Source organism: Citrobacter sp. XT1-2-2 (assembly GCF_023516235.1).
Lineage (GTDB): Bacteria > Pseudomonadota > Gammaproteobacteria > Enterobacterales > Enterobacteriaceae > Citrobacter > Citrobacter werkmanii.
The window spans coordinates 1,199,939-1,217,391 of the sequence record NZ_CP097324.1 but is presented as its reverse complement, the minus strand read 5'-3'; the positions used below and the strand labels follow the sequence as shown (position 1 = coordinate 1,217,391).

Annotated in this window: 15 protein-coding genes, 1 other RNA gene and 1 pseudogene; 12 read left to right on the top strand and 5 right to left on the bottom strand. The window is 49.2% G+C overall.

All coding sequences use genetic code 11. From position 1 onward, the window contains the following. Nucleotides 1-63: 63 nt before the first annotated feature. The 7 genes from M4I31_RS05795 (at nucleotide 64) to M4I31_RS05765 (ending at nucleotide 8,666) form a co-directional block, all read left to right on the top strand. A complete protein-coding gene (locus tag M4I31_RS05795) occupies nucleotides 64-1,473 on the top strand; it encodes a TolC family outer membrane protein (protein ID WP_085048915.1) in 1,410 nt (469 codons plus the stop codon). Further along, nucleotides 1,470-3,656, top strand: a complete 2,187-nt coding sequence (locus M4I31_RS05790) for a type I secretion system permease/ATPase (protein WP_085048914.1) — start codon at nucleotides 1,470-1,472, stop codon at nucleotides 3,654-3,656. The genes M4I31_RS05795 and M4I31_RS05790 overlap by 4 nt, the downstream gene beginning before the upstream one ends. Before the next feature lie 7 nt (nucleotides 3,657-3,663). Further along, nucleotides 3,664-4,827: an HlyD family efflux transporter periplasmic adaptor subunit gene (locus M4I31_RS05785; protein WP_137351692.1), complete on the top strand. Its 1,164-nt coding sequence runs from the start codon at nucleotides 3,664-3,666 to the stop codon at nucleotides 4,825-4,827. A 72-nt stretch (nucleotides 4,828-4,899) separates the two neighbouring features. Further along, nucleotides 4,900-5,263, top strand: a transfer-messenger RNA (tmRNA) gene (gene ssrA, locus M4I31_RS05780). A gap of 166 nt (nucleotides 5,264-5,429) precedes the next feature. Further along, entirely contained in the window at nucleotides 5,430-6,677 is a 1,248-nt protein-coding gene (locus tag M4I31_RS05775) for an integrase domain-containing protein (protein WP_049080045.1), read from the top strand. 1 nt (nucleotide 6,678) lies between these two features. Then, nucleotides 6,679-7,323 carry a hypothetical protein gene (locus M4I31_RS05770; protein ID WP_085048912.1) on the top strand — a complete coding sequence of 215 codons (645 nt, stop codon included), beginning with the start codon at nucleotides 6,679-6,681 and terminating at the stop codon, nucleotides 7,321-7,323. Between the two features lie 260 nt (nucleotides 7,324-7,583). Beyond that, nucleotides 7,584-8,666, top strand: a complete 1,083-nt coding sequence (locus M4I31_RS05765; RefSeq protein WP_139815574.1) for a hypothetical protein — start codon at nucleotides 7,584-7,586, stop codon at nucleotides 8,664-8,666. A gap of 348 nt (nucleotides 8,667-9,014) precedes the next feature. Here the strand turns inward: M4I31_RS05765 and M4I31_RS05760 are convergent. Together M4I31_RS05760 and M4I31_RS05755 are read right to left on the bottom strand one after the other, a co-directional pair. After that, nucleotides 9,015-10,126, bottom strand: a protein-coding gene (locus tag M4I31_RS05760) for an IS3 family transposase (RefSeq protein ID WP_139815573.1) whose coding sequence is annotated in 2 segments (ribosomal slippage) — nucleotides 9,015-9,865 and nucleotides 9,865-10,126 — 1,113 coding nt in all. Because the reading frame shifts where the segments join, the coding sequence is not laid out codon by codon here. Nucleotides 10,127-10,180: 54 nt separating this feature from the next. Further along, nucleotides 10,181-10,579: pseudogene (locus M4I31_RS05755) on the bottom strand (nucleotidyltransferase domain-containing protein); the annotation flags it as partial. 407 nt (nucleotides 10,580-10,986) lie between these two features. Here M4I31_RS05755 and M4I31_RS05750 point away from each other — a divergent pair. Then, nucleotides 10,987-11,535, top strand: a complete 549-nt coding sequence (locus tag M4I31_RS05750; protein ID WP_079893830.1) for an AAA family ATPase — start codon at nucleotides 10,987-10,989, stop codon at nucleotides 11,533-11,535. Nucleotides 11,536-11,688: 153 nt separating this feature from the next. Further along, nucleotides 11,689-12,141, top strand: a complete 453-nt coding sequence (locus M4I31_RS05745) for an NUDIX hydrolase (RefSeq protein ID WP_079893831.1) — start codon at nucleotides 11,689-11,691, stop codon at nucleotides 12,139-12,141. A gap of 129 nt (nucleotides 12,142-12,270) precedes the next feature. On the opposite strand, the gene M4I31_RS05740 is transcribed toward M4I31_RS05745, so the two are convergent. From M4I31_RS05740 to M4I31_RS05730, 3 genes are all read right to left on the bottom strand, one after another. Beyond that, nucleotides 12,271-12,843, bottom strand: a complete 573-nt coding sequence (locus M4I31_RS05740; RefSeq protein ID WP_085048910.1) for a TetR/AcrR family transcriptional regulator — start codon at nucleotides 12,841-12,843, stop codon at nucleotides 12,271-12,273. Nucleotides 12,844-12,931: 88 nt separating this feature from the next. Beyond that, nucleotides 12,932-13,795: an arginase family protein gene (locus M4I31_RS05735; RefSeq protein ID WP_069324614.1), complete on the bottom strand. Its 864-nt coding sequence runs from the start codon at nucleotides 13,793-13,795 to the stop codon at nucleotides 12,932-12,934. Nucleotides 13,796-14,040: 245 nt separating this feature from the next. After that, nucleotides 14,041-14,268, bottom strand: a complete 228-nt coding sequence (locus M4I31_RS05730; RefSeq protein ID WP_085048909.1) for a DUF1272 domain-containing protein — start codon at nucleotides 14,266-14,268, stop codon at nucleotides 14,041-14,043. Between the two features lie 440 nt (nucleotides 14,269-14,708). On the opposite strand from M4I31_RS05730, the gene M4I31_RS05725 reads away from it, so the two are divergent. From M4I31_RS05725 to M4I31_RS05715, 3 genes are all read left to right on the top strand, one after another. After that, a complete protein-coding gene (locus tag M4I31_RS05725) occupies nucleotides 14,709-15,098 on the top strand; it encodes a hypothetical protein (protein WP_085048908.1) in 390 nt (129 codons plus the stop codon). A gap of 348 nt (nucleotides 15,099-15,446) precedes the next feature. Next, a complete protein-coding gene (locus tag M4I31_RS05720) occupies nucleotides 15,447-16,013 on the top strand; it encodes a Slp family lipoprotein (RefSeq protein WP_085048907.1) in 567 nt (188 codons plus the stop codon). Nucleotides 16,014-16,290: 277 nt separating this feature from the next. Then, on the top strand, nucleotides 16,291-17,448 hold the full coding sequence (locus M4I31_RS05715; RefSeq protein ID WP_085048906.1) for an efflux RND transporter periplasmic adaptor subunit: 1,158 nt from the start codon (nucleotides 16,291-16,293) through the stop codon (nucleotides 17,446-17,448). Nucleotides 17,449-17,453: the final 5 nt, after the last annotated feature.

The following is a 17,453-nucleotide window of genomic DNA, read 5'->3' as shown; positions in this document are numbered from 1 at the left end:
GCTCCGGGCGCCATGACGCCCGGAGCAACTGCCGTAACGGTTGTATTTTGAAAGGGATGAGATATGGGAAAAGTCATGCCCGTGGCATTACTGCTGGCATTAACACTGTGTTCCATGCGGGTGAATGCCGAAGATGAGCCGCAAGTTATTACGCCGGAAGGGTTGGCGAACAGCCAGATGCTTCCAAGCCTTGACGGCTCCGTCGCCGATCTGCCGCTAAGCCCTGCCGCCCCCGGTACTCTGACGCTGAACGATGCCGTGAGTCGTGCCGTGAGCTGGCACCCTACCATTCGTGAATCTATCGGCAAACTACTCTCACAGAATGAGCAGATAGACGTGGCGAAATCGAAATATTACCCGCAGGTAACTGCCGGAATGAACAACGGCTACAGCAATACTTACACCGACCACGGTTTTAGCCCGGCCCTGGTTATTTCGGTGTCACAAATGCTGTATGACTTCGGCAAAGTGGCCAGCCAGGTCCGCGCTGAAACCGCAGGATCCGCGCAACAACAGGCTAATGTGTTACTCAGTATTGATACCATCGCCCACGCGACCGCCAACGCGATAGTCCAGGTGCAGACGTGGCAGCAAATGGTGGACGCCGCCGAGGAGCAACTCTCCGCTCTGAACGGCATTGGCCGATTGACCCGGCAACGCAATGATGAAGGCGCAACCTCACTATCAGACGTGGTGCAAACCGATGCGCGTATAGAGTCCGCGCGTTCGCAACTGGCGCAGTACCAGGCCAATCTCGACAGCAGCAAGGCAACGCTGATGAGTTTTCTCGGCTGGAACTCGCTCAACGGCATCAGCAATGAATTTCCCGGCAAACTGGACAGCAGTTGTGATGCCGTTAAACCCGACGATAAGCTGGTTCCTGCCGTGCTGGCGGCGTGGGCGCAGGCGAATGTGGCGCAGGCCAATCTCGACTACGCCAACGCGCAAATGACGCCGACTATCTCTCTGGAGCCGTCGGTTCAGCACTATCTCAACGACAAATACCCCAGCCATGAGGTGCTCGACAAAACCCAGTACTCCGCATGGGTAAAAGTTGAAATGCCGCTGTATCAGGGAGGCGGACTTACCGCCAGACGCAACGCCGCCAGTCATGCGGTTGAGTCAGCCCAGTATTCCATTCAACGAACCCGGCTTGAGGTACGGCAGAAATTACTGGAATCCCGCAGCCAGGCGATGAGTCTCGCCACCGCTCTGCAAATTCTGCGACGCCAGCAGCGACTGAGTGAACAAACGCGCGAGCTGTATCAACAGCAGTATCTGGATCTTGGCTCTCGCCCGTTGCTCGATGTGCTTAACGCCGAGCAGGAGGTGTATCAGGCGCGTTTTGCTGAACTCCAGACCCAAAACCAGCTACGCCAGTTACAGCTGAACTGCCTCTACAACACCGGCTCGCTACGCCAGGCATTCGCCTTAAATAACCGCAGCATTCAATCGGTGGAGATACAGCTATGAGCGACGTCGATTCACATGCGGAAGAGGCCATTGGCGAACAGGCCCTGAGCCAGTGGGCGCAGGCGATGACCTATATTGCCAGCCACTATCGCGTTGCCTGCTCCCCCGGCGCAATCCAGGCCAACGCTCCATGGTTTGCAGGAAAAAACCGCACCCTCGCGCTGACGCAACTGGCGCGCCAGGCAGGCCTGTCATTTCACGCACTGGATACCACAAAGCAGGCGTTCAGCCAGTGGCGTTTACCGGTAGTGGCTGAACTGCGCGACGGCCAAATCATGGTGCTAGAACATTTCAACGGTGACGATGCGCTGGATGTTTTTATCATCGCCGAAGAGGGGCAGCGTAACCGGCTGACGGTTGCAGAGCTTGTGCCGGAGATCGTAAGCATTACCGCGCTGCGTCCGCTTTCGGCGCTAAAAGACAGTCGGGTAGACCGCTATATTTCTCGCTTTAAGCCCGACTGGATGCGCGAACTGGTTTTACAGGATATCCGCCCTTACCTGCCGGTGATGGTTGCCGCTTTTCTGATTAACGTTCTGTCGCTCGCTGGGATTATCTTTTCGATGCAGGTCTACGATCGGGTGATTCCGGCCCAGTCGTATCCGACGCTGTATGTTCTCTCAACCGGCGTTCTGGTGGCGGTACTGTTTGGCTTTCTGCTGCGCGAAGCACGTACCCACATTATGGATCTGCTGGGTAAACGCGCCGATATGCGCATTTCCGATCGGGTGTTCAGTCATGCCCTGCGGCTGCGTAATAGCGCCGTACCTCGCTCTACGGGGAGCTTTATTTCTCAACTCCGCGAGCTGGAGCAGGTTCGCGAGATGATCACCTCCTCGACTATGTCGACTATTGTCGATCTGCCTTTTTTCTTTCTGTTTATCGTGGTATTGGCCTGCATTGCCCCGCCGCTGGCATGGATAGCGCCCGTCGCCGCCCTGCTGATGATCCTGCCAGGTTTACTGTTACAGAAGAAGCTGGCGGTGCTCGCCAACCAGGCCGCACATGAATCAACCCTGCGCAACGCGGTACTGGTTGAAAGCGTTCAGGGGCTGGAGGACATCAAGCTGATGCAGGCGGAAAACCGCTTTTTACAGCAGTGGAACAGCTACATCCGCATTACCGGAGAGTCCGGACTGCGCACGCGCAAGCTGACTCAGGGGCTGATTGGTTGGGGCATGTCGGTACAAAGCCTGGTCTACGCCGCCATTATTATGTTCGGCGCGCCGATGGTCATTGAAGGCACGATGACCACCGGGGCCGTGGTGGCCGCCTCCATGCTCGGTTCCAGAATGATTGCCCCAATGGCTAACCTGTGCGGCGTGCTGGCCCGCTGGCAGCAGGTCAAAGCAGCGAAGATGGGGTTGGACAGCATCATGCAGCTCCCCACCGAAACGCAGTACGATGAAGATCGGGTACATCAGGAGATTCTTCACGGTCATTATCTCTTTGAAAACGCGCACTTTCGCTACCACAGCGACGATCAGCGCGTGCCGCTGCGTATCTCACGTCTGGAGATCATGCCCGGGGAACGAATAGCGCTCCTCGGTCGTAACGGCGCGGGGAAATCAACGCTGCTGCAGGCCATGGCGGGCGGCGTGGAGATTATTCAGGGTGAGGTCCGACTCGATAACCTAAGCCTGGCGCAAATCGATATGGCCGATTTACGCCGCAACATCGGTTTTCTCAGCCAGAATGCGCGGCTGTTTTTCGGCACCCTGCGTGAGAACCTGACTCTTGGCGCGCCGCATGCCAGCGACGCGCAGATATTCGACGCGCTGGAGGTCAGCGGCGCAGCGGCTTTCGTTAAACAACTCGCCAAAGGACTGGCGCATCCGATTATGGAGGGCGGCAACGGTCTGTCCGGTGGACAGCGGCAGTCGATTTTGCTGGCAAGAATGCTGCTGCGCTCGCCCAATATCGTGCTACTCGATGAACCCAGCGCTTCACTGGATGAACATACCGAGCGGGAGTTTATTCAGCGGCTAAACCTCTGGCTGGGCAACCGTACACTGATTGTCGCCACCCATCGCGTGCCGGTTCTGGAGCTGGTCGAGCGCGTGGTGGTATTGAAAGAAGGCCAACTGGTGATGGATGCCCCGAAAGCGCAGGCGTTGAGTGCGAGTCGGGCACCTGTACCTACTCACGGTCGGGAGTGGAAAAATGAAAACCAATCCGCATGACGCCGCCATGGACGATCTGGATATCCGCCGCGAACACCATTTTTCCGGGGCCAGCCGCATTATTCTGCTCAGCACGCTGTTATTTGCCGTGCTGGGTATATGGGCGTATTTCGGTAAACTTGATGAAGTCTCGACCGGCAGCGGGAAAGTGATCCCCAGCTCACGTGAGCAGGTATTGCAGTCGCTGGATGGCGGGATCCTCGCCGAGCTGACGGTACGCGAGGGCGATAAGGTGCAGGCCAATCAAATCGTAGCGCGCCTCGATCCTACCCGCTTAGAGTCCAACGTTGGGGAAAGCGCCGCCCGTTATCGCGCCTCGTTGGCTTCCAGCGCGCGGCTTAATGCTGAAGTTAACGATCTGCCGCTGACCTTTCCCGATTCACTACGCGCCTGGCCGGATCTCATCGCCTCCGAAACACGTCTGTATAAAAGCCGCCGCGCGCAGCTTGCTGATTCCATGGCGGAACTGCAGGACGCGCTGGTCTCAGTCAATAAAGAGCTGGCCATTACCCAACGTCTGGAGAAAAGCGGCGCCGCCAGCCATGTGGAAGTGCTGCGCCTGCAACGACAAAAAAGCGATCTGGGATTAAAAATCACTGACCTGCGTTCCCAATACTTTGTGCAGGCGCGTGAAGCGCTGTCTAAAGCCAACGCCGAAGTGGATATGCTGGCGGCCATTTTGAAAGGACGTGAGGATTCCGTCACCCGGTTGACCGTGCGCGCGCCCATGCGCGGCATCGTGAAAAATATCCAGGTCACCACCATTGGCGGGGTTATCCCACCCAATGGCGAAATGATGGAAATCGTGCCAATAGACGATCATCTACTCATTGAAACCCGTCTGTCGCCGCGTGATATCGCATTTATTCACCCTGGCCAGCGTGCGCTGGTCAAGATAACCGCTTATGACTACGCCATTTATGGCGGTCTGGAAGGCGTAGTTGAAACCATCTCTCCGGACACTATTCAGGATAAAGTGAAACCGGAAATCTTCTACTACCGCGTGTTTATCCGTACCCATCAGGACTACCTGGAGAACAAACTGGGTCGCCAGTTCTCCATCGTACCGGGCATGATTGCCACAGTGGATATAAAAACAGGTGAAAAAACCATCGCCGACTATTTAATCAAACCGTTTAATCGGGCTAAAGAAGCGCTACGCGAGCGGTAAATCCTTGAGGATTAGGGGTTGCGGGGGCTGGTCACGCGTGTCACAAGTCTGTTATACTTGCTCTAACACATTGGGGCTGATTCTGGATTCGACGGGATTCGCGAAACCCAAGGTGCATGCCGAGGGGCGGTTGGCCTCGTAAAAAGCCGCAAAAAAATAGTCGCAAACGACGAAAACTACGCTTTAGCAGCTTAATAACCTGCTCTGAGCCCTCTCTCCCTAGCTTCCGCTCTTAAGACGGGGATCAAAGAGAGGTCAAACCCAAAAGAGATCGCGTGGATGCCCTGCCTGGGGTTGAAGCGTTAAAACTAATCAGGCTAGTCTGGTAGTGGCGTGTCCGTCCGCAGGTGCCAGGCGAATGTAAAGACGAACTAAGCATGTAGTACCGAGGATGTAGGAATTTCGGACGCGGGTTCAACTCCCGCCAGCTCCACCAAACATTCATTCATGATGCATCATGAACCTTAAAAAAGCCTGTAACTTCAACGAGTTGCAGGCTTTTTTGTTGCATGTGTGGTCATGATCTCTGTATGAATCTTGAGCATTATGTATCTTGTTTTGCACCGCGTTGCCTGAACGCTAAAAAAACAAGGTGCAAAAACATGCCTAAGGTATTGAAATCCCTAACCAATACCGAGATCGCTGCCGCCAAGCCGCAGAAGACTGAGTATATGCTGCGCGATGGCGACGGACTGGCGTTGTTGATTAAGCCATCCGGCAGAAAGATCTGGTACTTCGAATACACTCCCCCGGCGCTGAAAAAACGGACCAAAATCAGCATTGGCCCCTACCCGGTAGTCACCCTCGCCATGGCGCGAGATTTCAGGTTGCAATACCGGCGTTTACTCGTGCAGGGCATTGACCCGCAGGCCCATCTGGAGCAGGTTGCAGAGGAGCAACGACTCCAGAATGAATGCACGCTGGAAAAAGTGGCAGAACAGTGGCTCAAAGAGAAAAAACGGACCAGCGATCTTAGCGAAGATCACGCCAAAGATGTCTGGCGCTCGCTGGAAATGCACGTCTTCCCCTCTCTGGGTAACACACCCGTTACCGAGATCCGCCCGAAGATGCTCAAGGAACACCTCACACCGCTGGAAGAACAGGGCATCCTCGAAACGCTGCGGCGAGTTATCTCACGACTCAATGAAATCTTCCGCTTCGCCATCTCCGAAGAGCTCATCGAGTTCAATCCGGCTGACAACCTGGTCGCCCGCTTCAAGAAACCGAAAAAGCAGAATATGCCCGCCCTTCACCCCAGCGAACTGGGGAGGCTAATGCTGGCGCTACAGAACGCCTCTATCCGCAAGGAAACCCGCTGCCTTATCGAATGGGAGCTACTGACCTGGGTTCGCCCCGGCGAGGCCGTCAGCGCCCGCTGGTGCGACATCGATATGAAAAAAGCGGAATGGCGCATCCCTGACACCTTTATGAAGATGAACCGCTCGCACACGGTGCCGCTTAGCAAACAGGCGCTGCGCGTTCTTCAGATCATGGAGCCCGTCAGCCGCCATCGCCCGTGGGTGTTTCCCAGTATCCGTAAACCGCTGGAGCATATGCACCAGCAGACCGCTAACGCCGCGCTTATCCGTATGGGGTTTGGCGGTGAACTGGTCGCCCACGGCATGCGCAGCATCGCCAGGACCGCAGGCGCAGGTCATTTCCCCCGTGAAGTCCTGGAATCTGCACTGGCGCACCAGAAAGAAGACGAGATCGAAGCGGCCTACAACCGCAGCGATTACCTGGAACAAAGGCGACCGCTCATGCAGTGGTGGGGAAACTACGTTGATGCCGCCAGACGGCAGGCGCTGCTCGGTGCAGAAGAACCGCTGCAGATCGTGGAAGGAGAATAATGTGATCAGTCCCATTCGTCAGAATCTGTTTGAACGGGAATGTGATATGCCGCTGCTGGAAGCGCGGCATCTCGCTCTTCTGCTTCTCGGCCTCGATGCTTCCCAACCTGCAAACGCCCTGCCGGAAGAACATCAGGAAAATTACCGTATCCTGCACGACGCCATCAGCCGCACCATCAAAGCCACTGGCATGGTTAGCGCCCCGGCGAACAAGCGCATGTTCTATGCCGATGAAATGTTCGCGCTGGCCTGGCGGCTTATTGATGATGAACTCACGCCGCCAGAAATTAAGGCCCGCAGCCTGAAGGCGGTGATGAAACTGTCGCGTAACAGCCGTGGCCGCAAGTGGCTGAAGACGCTCGGCGACGATGCGCTGCCGGATCTCACGGCTTCAGCACAACCTTCCCTGCGTGGAATGCATAAACGCGACAAGGCTCGGGAGAATACTGCTCGACTCTGCTGGCTGCTTGTTCAGCTTCTGGTTGAAGAGACTGACGGGCGTTATGGGACGACTGATAAACCGGCTTCGGATCGGATACTTCGTAAGCTGAAAACGTTGGCGCAAGAACGGGAAGCCCCATCAGACGGGCTTGGGAGAGGAACGTTTTATGAGGTGTTGAAGATGGGGCGGGAGAAGAGAACGTAGGTAGGCGCTCCCAGTGTCGGATGTAGAGAACCGATTAAGCTCTGAAACTTCAGGCGTATAGTCGGCTTCGTGCCAAAAGCAGATGCCTAATCTTTATATAACAGTTAAAAGGGGGGAGGTGATTGATTTCAAATTAATTGAAAGTTATATTTTCAGGCACCTAGTTTTTTTGGTGGGATGACATTTACTTTGATCTCGAGGCTAAAGTATAACTTATGGTTTCGATAAATATAAACTTGTTAAATAAATAGGATTGAGGCATGAGTACTTATGGGTGTAGGATGATTTCTGAAATAGATGATGCTTTAAATTTGATAAATCGCCATACAATTAATGGCTATAGCGACTCCGATATTAAAAATATACTCTCAGCAGTGGCGTCAGCGACTGAGTTATTTCTAAAGCGTGATATTTATCCAAATAAAAGTGATAGAGATAATTTTCACTCATTCATTGAAGAGTTAAAAAACAATGGTATTAGTCAGGATAGAGTGAATTTCATTCATGATATTAGGGTGGAATACAATAATGCCAAACACAATCCAAATAAACTAGCAAGTATAGTTGAAGTAAAAAAAATATTATTAAATCTCAGGTTAGCTATCGTTGACATTGCAGCTTTATCAATAGGTCGTGTTGCATCACCTATACGAGTTGCGACAACAAGAGCTTTTTGGATATGTGCTTGGGACCATTATACAGGTGGAGTCACAGAAGTTACAATATTCTTACCCAGTGAATATGATGGATGGCTTGGTGCGCACTCAATAGACCAAGTATTTATTCATGGGATGAAATGGGATGAATTCAAAAACGATCTTCCAAATTTTGGGGGAGTCCATAAACATGAAGATCTTATAAGTAAAGAACAGGTGGACTTCTGGTTTTCGCAAGGTGATTGCTTAACCCCTTTTGTATTTGAAGGTGAGTATAAATCTTTGATAGTTTGTCTTTCGAAGTATTTAAAAGATGTTGATTTACTTCCTGGATTGGCTAGAGAAGATGATAAAGTTAAGTTATTACAGACCGCCGTAATGGCTGTTAGTGATGCTTACGCTAATAACTCAATTGATTCTAAGGAAAATCAAGCGATCTACGCGCTTACTTTAGCAAATTCTCAGTATGCTATTTTACCAAAATTTAATAATCGCATTCTGTTTTTCATTCAAAAAGTGATTAATTTAGTTGACAAGACACCAATTGATATCAAATCTTCTTTAACTGGGCCAATCTGGGTCTCAAAAGAGACCTATGAAAGGAATAAATCAATCTATCGTGATGACACAATTAGAACTCTTATTGACTCAAGTAATCGCATTGTTCTTGGCATTCAAAATACATAGAAAGAGAATTATAAAATAATAAGATTACTGTGAAAATAACTTAAATCCATAGCGGGCCTATCTCACTTATTGTAAGATACTTGTCTGAGGTGGCCTGTTGATGGATGTTACACCTTCCAATTTATTAAGATATCTCGCCGTAAGTACGAACTCGCAATTTCCGCTCCTCGCACAAGACAGCCTAGCATGAAAACTCAACGTAAGATATTTTTCGTTCTCCAGACAGGTGTTCCTATAGGATAACAGGCAACTCGAAGCTTGAGGCAAGACTGATACTCTTCCCGATCCACCAATATAATTGGTTGGCTCGCTAGATTTGGCTTCAGGTGAACTGTAAATAGACCCGTTTTAGTTCCATGCATTTTTTGAGATCCCGGCCAAATAATGGTGCTGTCGGTATTCCTCCGGTGTCATATTGTTCAGTGATTCATGAGGGCGTTCACAGTTATATTCTGACACCCATCTTTCCGTGATTTCCCGCACTTCATTCAGCGTTCTGAACAGATAAAAATCGAGTATTTCTGTACGGTATGTTCGGTTAAAGCGCTCAATAAAAGCGTTCTGTGTCGGCTTACCCGACTGGATAAACTCCAGTTTTACTGCATGTTGCTCTGCCCATTCAGCCAGTGCAAGTGAGATAAATTCCGGACCATTATCCATGCGTAGCATGACAGGATAGCCGCGATTTGCCGCGATCCTGTCAAGCACACGGACCACGCGCAGAGCTGGCAGATTCAGATCGATTTCAATCGATAACGCCTCACGGTTAAAGTCATCAACGACATTGAACGTGCGAAAACGACGTCCACAGACCAGGGCATCATGCATAAAGTCGACAGACCAGCTCTGGTTCAGCGCTTCCGGTGTGGCCAGTGGCGAGGGATTACGCACCGGCAACCGCTGTTTGCCTTTACGACGAAAATTCAGCTTCAGCAGACAATAAATACGATGGATCCTTTTGTGATTCCACGGGTATCCTTGCCGCCGCAAAACCTGGAAAAGTTTTGGAAAACCGTATCGTGGGTATCGCTCTGCCACTGCCTGCAACGCGACAATAACAGGTTCGTCACGCGTGGTATCCGGACGGTAATGGTAAACCGTTCTGCTCAGGTTCAGACTCCGGCAGGCCTGACGGATACTGAGTCCAAATGTCGTTATCAGATGAGTGACCAGCTCACGCTTAAAGGCTGGTTTTAAAGCTTTTTTTCGATAACGTCTTTCAGCGCCCGGTTCTCAAGGCTCAGGTCGGCAAACATCTGTTTGAGACGCCGGTTCTCGTCCTCAAGGTCCTTGATCTTTTTAATATCAGAAGCCTCCATGCCGCCATATCTGGACTTCCAGTTGTAGTAGGTGGCTTCAGAGATACCAGCCTCCCGGCAGACATCTTTAACGGTTCGTCCGGCTTCAACCGACTTAATCACAGCGATGATCTGATTCTCAGTAAAACGGGCTTTACGCATCGCGATCTCCTTCGTTGGAAGATTGATTATGCCGGATGATCTCTAAATATGAATGGCACGATTATGCGGGATACTTACATTATCACGGGTAAATAACACCGCTGGCTCCTCAACGCGTTGAGTGAGCATATCCAGGGTGACGAATTTCAGATCAACATGAAGGAGTTCAGGGCCATACAGGCATATAAGCAGACGAGGCTCTCCGACATGTTCCCCGGTGAAAGCATGCAGCAGATGGCCTAATGTTCCGGCGAGTGCCCTACGCTGCGCCATGATTTCGTTGTAGTAGAGGGGATCTACGACAACGACAAAATCGAGATCGGAGTATTTATCAAATCCGCCGTGAACAATCGAGCCACCAGCAAGAAGGGAATGGATTCGCGAATCCGACTGAAATTTAAGCTTGAGTTGCTCTGCAAAACTTCTGTGTAAATCGGGTAACGTACTAAGCATACTTTTTCCTGTTCACAAAAAATACAAAGCATTTCAGAATATCGAGTAGTTTATATTCAGGCCAGATATTTTTTGCAGGAACAGTCATGTCCTTTGAAGACGCTCACTTAGCCGCATGCCCACTATTGGTGGGGAAGACCAGGGAGCGAAGTGCAGCGTTTAGCTGGGGGAACGTTTGATCGTCTGCATTGGCAACGTCCTCAGATTCCATCGAATGGTGAAATCCAGCCCACCTTTCAGTCGTATTGCTAGCACAGTTTTAGTACGTCCTGTCAGAACGAGTAGCGGATATGCAAGCCAGGATAAAATGTAGTTAGTCAAACCATCAACAAGTAATCTGCCGACACGGGAAAATACGCCATAAGAATTGCTACTTCATCGCGTCTATAAATGTTCAGGAGGGTTCAATGTCTTCATCTTTTCAACATCGTTTCATTCTTACAGGTGGCCCTGGGTCAGGCAAAAGCACGATAATTGATACCATTAAAAAAAGAGGTTTTTGGTGTTCTAAAGAAGCTGGACGAGGTGTTATACAAGACCAGGTTAACATCGGCGGTGATGCATTGCCATGGGCCAATCAAACTGCGTTCGCAGAGCTCATGCTATCCTGGGAAATGCGTTCATGGCACGAAGCAGAAGGGCAAACAAGACCCTGCTTCTTCGACCGCGGTGTTCCTGATGTTGTAGGTTATTTACGTCTTTCAGAGCTTACCATACCGAAGCATTTGGAAAACGCCATCGAGAGATTTCGCTATAACCGAACAGTATTTATAGCCCCCCCCTGGCGTGACATATATGTACAGGATACCGAGCGCAAGCAATCTTTCGATGTCGCCGTCGCGACCTATCACGCAATGGTGCAAACATACCGTATGTATGACTATCAGTTGATTGAATTGCCATGCCTTTCTGTTGAGGAGCGTGTGGATTTTATCCTTTCCAGGATAGTATGCTGATAAAACAGCAACTACGCGTAATGGTGAATCCCCCTGCCTGAATCGGCCATCGTGACATGAAAATACATTCTCTATGCGCGCGCTTGCAGACTGCAATTTATGTTTGTATGAAAATCCGCAATGAGGGTTTAAATTTTATTTAAGAGGGAATAAATGCGTACTCGTCCATCCTCTCGATTGATAGTCCTTTCACCTGAAAATCACGTTCTGCTCTTTAGGTTCTGCCATAAAGATGATGCTCTGGATGGAAAAACTTACTGGGCAACGCCAGGGGGAGGAGTTGAGCACAACGAGTCTTTTGAGCAGGCGGCGTTACGTGAATTATTTGAAGAAACGGGCCTGACAAGAAAAACGGCGGGACCACAAATCGCCTCCAGAACCTTTCCTATGATGTTGCCAGGTGGTGAGAACGTTCTTGCTGAAGAACGTTTCTTTATTATTACTGCAGATAAATCAGATATTGACCGCTCAGGTTGGAGTAACAACGAAAAAGAAGTCATTCGCGAGCACTACTGGTGGAGCTTAGAAGAGCTCAGACAAACTAATGAAATCATCTTCCCACTCGATTTGATAATTAACATACTCGAAGGTTCCCCCTGCACTTAACTCTCTGAAACGGCTTAGATGTCCACTTCTGACACGAAGTGGACAAGTTACCTGAGCTGAAGGTCCGCTGTGAGCGAGGAACGGACATTTGCGATTCCCTGGCTAGCGCGTTAACTAACGCTGTTAGTATTATTTCAATAATTTTGCCATCAACTCAAAAAACATAGGCAGGTCGCGGCTGAAAGAGAAGGATGCGTTTATAGCCTTACGCGCGATTAAACCGTCAATAAAGGCAAAAAGAATAATCGTGACTTCCTCAAGGCTAATGTCCCGACGAAACTCTCCCGCTGCAATTCCGTCTACGATAATTCCCGCAATACTTTGCCGCATGATGGTATCACTGGATATATACGTTTTCTGCAATTCAGGGTTCCGCGCAGACTCCGCCATGATTTCAACCCACAGTTGATGCGTAACTGGGTAACCTACATCGCTTATGCACGATGTAACCTGCGCGCAAAGGCGCTCGAAATAAGTACCGTTAGACGGAGCATTGTGAGCGGTCAACGCTGAATTCTGCTCTTCAAGAACGATTGCCTTGATGAGGTCATCCTTGCTTTTGAAATACGTGTACATCGCTCCCTGGCTGATCCCTGCCCGGTTAGAAATTTCACGCACGCTTGTCGCACTAAAGCCTTTTTCTGCAAAACAGGCAGCGGCAGCGGTAATCAGCTTATGGTAGGTTTCGGTTTTCTTTAACATGTTGACTATTATGTTTAATCCAGGGCCCAGACTTTAGCGCGCTTTTTATCCTGGAGCCAGTATTGAACTCTGACCCCAGAATCAGACCTTACTTCATAAGCGGCAATGCATTGAGCATGTTCTTCAGATTCAGCATATCCCAGGGTAAATGTTCAGCAAGTGTAAGGCCGACAGGTTCCGCTTTTGAGGTTGCCTGATCTACCAGATTTAGAACATCTGCAATAGATAGTTTACCTTCGGCGACATCACCAAAGTCATGTTCTCCTCTGCCAGGCCTGGCGAAAAGAACCGAACGGAAAAGTGACGGATCGAGAACGTCCAGATCAATGTGTATTGCCAGATGTTCAATATTTTCTCTCTCTACCCATTCCGCGACATCTTTCGCGTCGTTTTTAACCTTTTCAGGACCTATTGTCTCAATGCGATGACTAGCCAGATACTCAGCTTCATAAGGCAGCGGATCGTGGATACCTGCAATCATTATTTTTGAAGGGTTGAGTCTGGTGGATACATGAGCAACTAAATCTTTATCACCTGTCCCAATTAGCGCGCCAAGAACATGGGCATGGGCGTTTGGATATTGTTTGGAAGTCTGCACATCAGGATGAGAGTCAATCCAGAGCACCCCCAGTTTATCACCGTATTTATTGAGCAGATGGGCAAAAGGAGCCAGTGATACCAGGCAATCGCCACCAAAAACGACGATTGAATCAGGATCATATTTCTTAATCAGAGCGCCTGCATCGGTAAGCTGACTGATAATTTGAGGTTTGGCTGTGATGCCATCCACTTCGGCCTGTGGCTCCGTTGTGGGCTCATCAACCGGAACAGACTCAAAAGGGCCATCTGATTCGGGGGAAAGATACGAGAGAAGCAGCGAGCCAAGATGATAGGCTGGATTATTGCCACCTTGCCATTGAGGGAATAAAAGTCTGAGCGTTTTACTGGTCATAATTTGCCTGTGCCTATTTATAAACGAAATGATTTGCGTGAAGTAATTACCCGCAAAATGAATGAACGTTCATTCATTTTTGATCAGTCGTTGATCCTTCGCAAGCAGGGCAGCACGTTTAGTAAATTAAAAAAGGGAAAGAATCTTTGCAGTCTTATTTCAACCAAAGTCCACTTCTGGCACTAAGCTGACGACCAACAGAATCATGGGCCGTGACAAGCAACGCGCGAACATAGTTTACATCTCTACTGTTTATAGTAACGCTGAGTGGATGCTGGGTGCCGCAGGAGGGATGCTTCGGGGCGTATTGGACGTCGCACCAGCTCCCCACCGCAGTTCGGGCACTGGCCATTAAGTCGTTGGGTCACGCAATCTACGCAAAATGTGCATTCGAATGAACAGATGTAGGCCCCTTTTGATTCAGGTGGCAGATCTTTATCACAGCATTCGAAATTAGGACGGAGTTCAAGCATGGTGCTCTCTTATTGTTAAAGGCACATCATTGGACATACCAAAAGCCCTCTATCGGTATCACTTTTGTGATAAACGACGTTATTGTTTATGCCCGTATTAAATAAGCATGGTCTACAGGCCGGAAAAATCAAGAGAGTGAATTATTTGATAGAAACGCTCACCTCCGGAAACGAACGACAAGCCTATAACGCCCCAATCAATCACATAAAAATCAAACAGATAACACTTTTTATATCAACATTATCACTACGCTTTTTGCACCTTTCCTATCGCGCAAAAAAACAAAACCCGCAACAAAAATAACCGTATTAATTGCTCACAGCTGCACTAAATGGATAAATAACGTTATCAGCACTTACAGTTTTTTCCTAAAGTCAGCGCTTCGTTTGTATGCCATGCTTCATTACGCTAATAACTTATAACGCTAAGCGAGGATATTATGAAAAAGACAATTATCGCATTATCTGCCATTCTGCTGGCTTCTCCTGTTATTGCCGCAACAACACACGCAACCGATAATGATGTAGCCGCCGCGCACGAAAACGCGAATACTGCAAAAGAAAAACTGCATCAGGCGCAGAATCAGGGCGAAGAGCAAAAATTAAAAGCAAAACATGCTGCTGAAGGTAAGCAAGATGACCTGAGCAGCAAGGTGAGTGAAGGTTCACAAAAAGCCTGGAATGATACCAAAGAAGGTACAGAAAAAGGCTGGAATGCAACAAAAGAAGGTGCAGAAAAAGGCTGGAATGCAACAAAAGAAGGTGCAGAGAAAGGTTGGAATAAGACCAAAGAAGGTGCAGCCTCCGTTGAGAAAAAAATCAGCGAATAATCCTCCAGCCATTCAATAATAATAAAGCCGCGAAAGCGGCTTTTTATTAGTAGCATGATCCATCCTGCACAGCGTTGACACGTTCCTGACTTAAATCCGCAGAATGTGATGATGACAGCGTTCAAACGGACCCAACATGATGCCATGATCGTCACCGGGTGATAACCTTGTGGCGCCATCACCATCACGGTTGTAGACTGTCATACACTCATCCAGCGCCCGCTAAAATACTGTCTGTTATTACCATAAGCTACAATTATATTAATTTTAGATAATCAGCCTCGCGCCTGCTGACAATAATGAGTAAAGGTTTACTATAGACCTGTCTTTTTTTAGCAGGAAAGTAAAATGAAAAAAACAAAAGGGTTGCTGATTATTGCCCTTGCTTTCACTCTGGCATCATGTGCTTCAATTCCTGAAAATATCAAAGGTAATAATCAACCAGATATACAAAAAAACTTTATCTCCGTGCATAACCAACCGGGGTTATATACAGGCCAACAGGCTCGATTTGGGGGTAAAGTCATCAATGTAATTAACACCAAAACGGATACGTTACTGGAAATCGCCGTTCTGCCGCTGAACAACAACGCTAAACCACAAATAGACGCCAGCTATCAGGGACGTATTATTGCCCAACAGAAAGGTTTTCTCGACCCGGTAAACTACAGAAACCACTTCGTGACTATTTTAGGGACAATTCAAGGGGGTGAACAAGGATTCATCAACAAAATCCCGTACAACTTTGTTAAAGTTGATTTACAAGGTATTCAGGTTTGGCATTTAACTGAGTCCGTCAATACGACCTATAATATGTGGGATTACGGTTATGGCGCGTTCTGGCCAGGACCGATGTGGGGAATGCCCTACTCCGCAAATACCGTAACCGAGGTTACTCCAGAGCTAGTGAAATAATCTCTGTAGTACGATGACGCGAATAGACTCAGGAGCCGAGTGTTTGCCAACACGCTTTCTAATCACTCCGCGTTTAGCTTATTGCGTCATCGTGCTCCATGCGATCCTTCGCTAAATATTCATTGTTTCTGTTACATATAATTTTAACCGCTAACTTTTAGCGCGGAAATGGGCGTTACTCTTCTCATGCCTGACCATCTTCTGTTATTTACCGATAACTCCCCCACCCTGCATGCCATAAAAAACATTTGTGCTTACGAATTCTTCAGGGATTACTATGAACAGAAAATGCTTACTGTTGATACCACTATTTTTTAGCAGCGTCATTATTACCGCCTGCGATAATAAACCTGCAGTAAAAACCACTACGATGGAACCCGAGGTCGGCGTTGTGACCTTAGCGCCTTCCTCGGTGAATATTAAAAGTGAACTTCCTGGCCGCGCGGTTTCATTTGAGATCGCCGAAATCCGCCCTCAGGTTGGTGGGATCATCATTAAACGTAATTTTATTGAAGGTGACAAAGTCAGCAAAGGAGAGTCACTGTATCAAATTGATCCCGCCCCGTTGCAGGCCAGGCTGGATGTAGCCAGAGGCGCACTGGCAAAGGCGCAGGCGGCGGCCAATAATGTGCGACTGACATTAAATCGGCAGTCAGCATTAATAAAATCCAATTACGTCAGCCGCCAGGACTACGACACGACGCGCTCACAGCTTAATGAAGCAGAGGCCAATGTCGCCGTCGCAAAAGCGGATCTTGAGCAGGCTACCATCAACCTTCGTTACGCCAATGTCACCTCGCCAATTGAGGGTATCAGCGGTAAATCCTCCGTAACCGTGGGCGCGCTGGTCACCGCGAATCAGGGAAACGCGCTGGTTACCGTGCAAAGACTGGATCCAATTTATGTTGATTTAACGCAGTCAGTACAAGACTTCTTACGCCTGAAAGAAGAAAAAGCCAGTGGGAAGATTGCCCAGCAGAAGGGCAAAATTCCGGTTGAACTGATGCTGGAAAATGGCAAGCCCTATCGCTATACCGGCACGCTTGAGTTTTCCGATCCAGCCGTCGATGAGACTACCGGTTCCGTGACCTTGCGCGCCGTATTCCCCAATCCGCAGGGTGAAATTTTACCCGGAATGTACGTCACTGCATTGCTGGATGAGGGCAACCAACAAAATGTTTTAATGGTCCCACAGCAAGGGATTACGCATAACGCGCAGGGAAAGGCCACTGCATTAACCCTCGATCAAGAAAACGTGGTGCAACTGCGCGAAATAAACGCGGTGAAGGCTGTAGGCAATCAATGGTTGGTGACGACAGGATTACATCCCGGCGATCGGGTCATTGTGTCCGGATTACAAAGAATCCGTCCGGGAATCAAAGCCAGAATCCTCGCTGCAAAACCAAACACACCTGACACGGTAACTGAACAGTAATATTT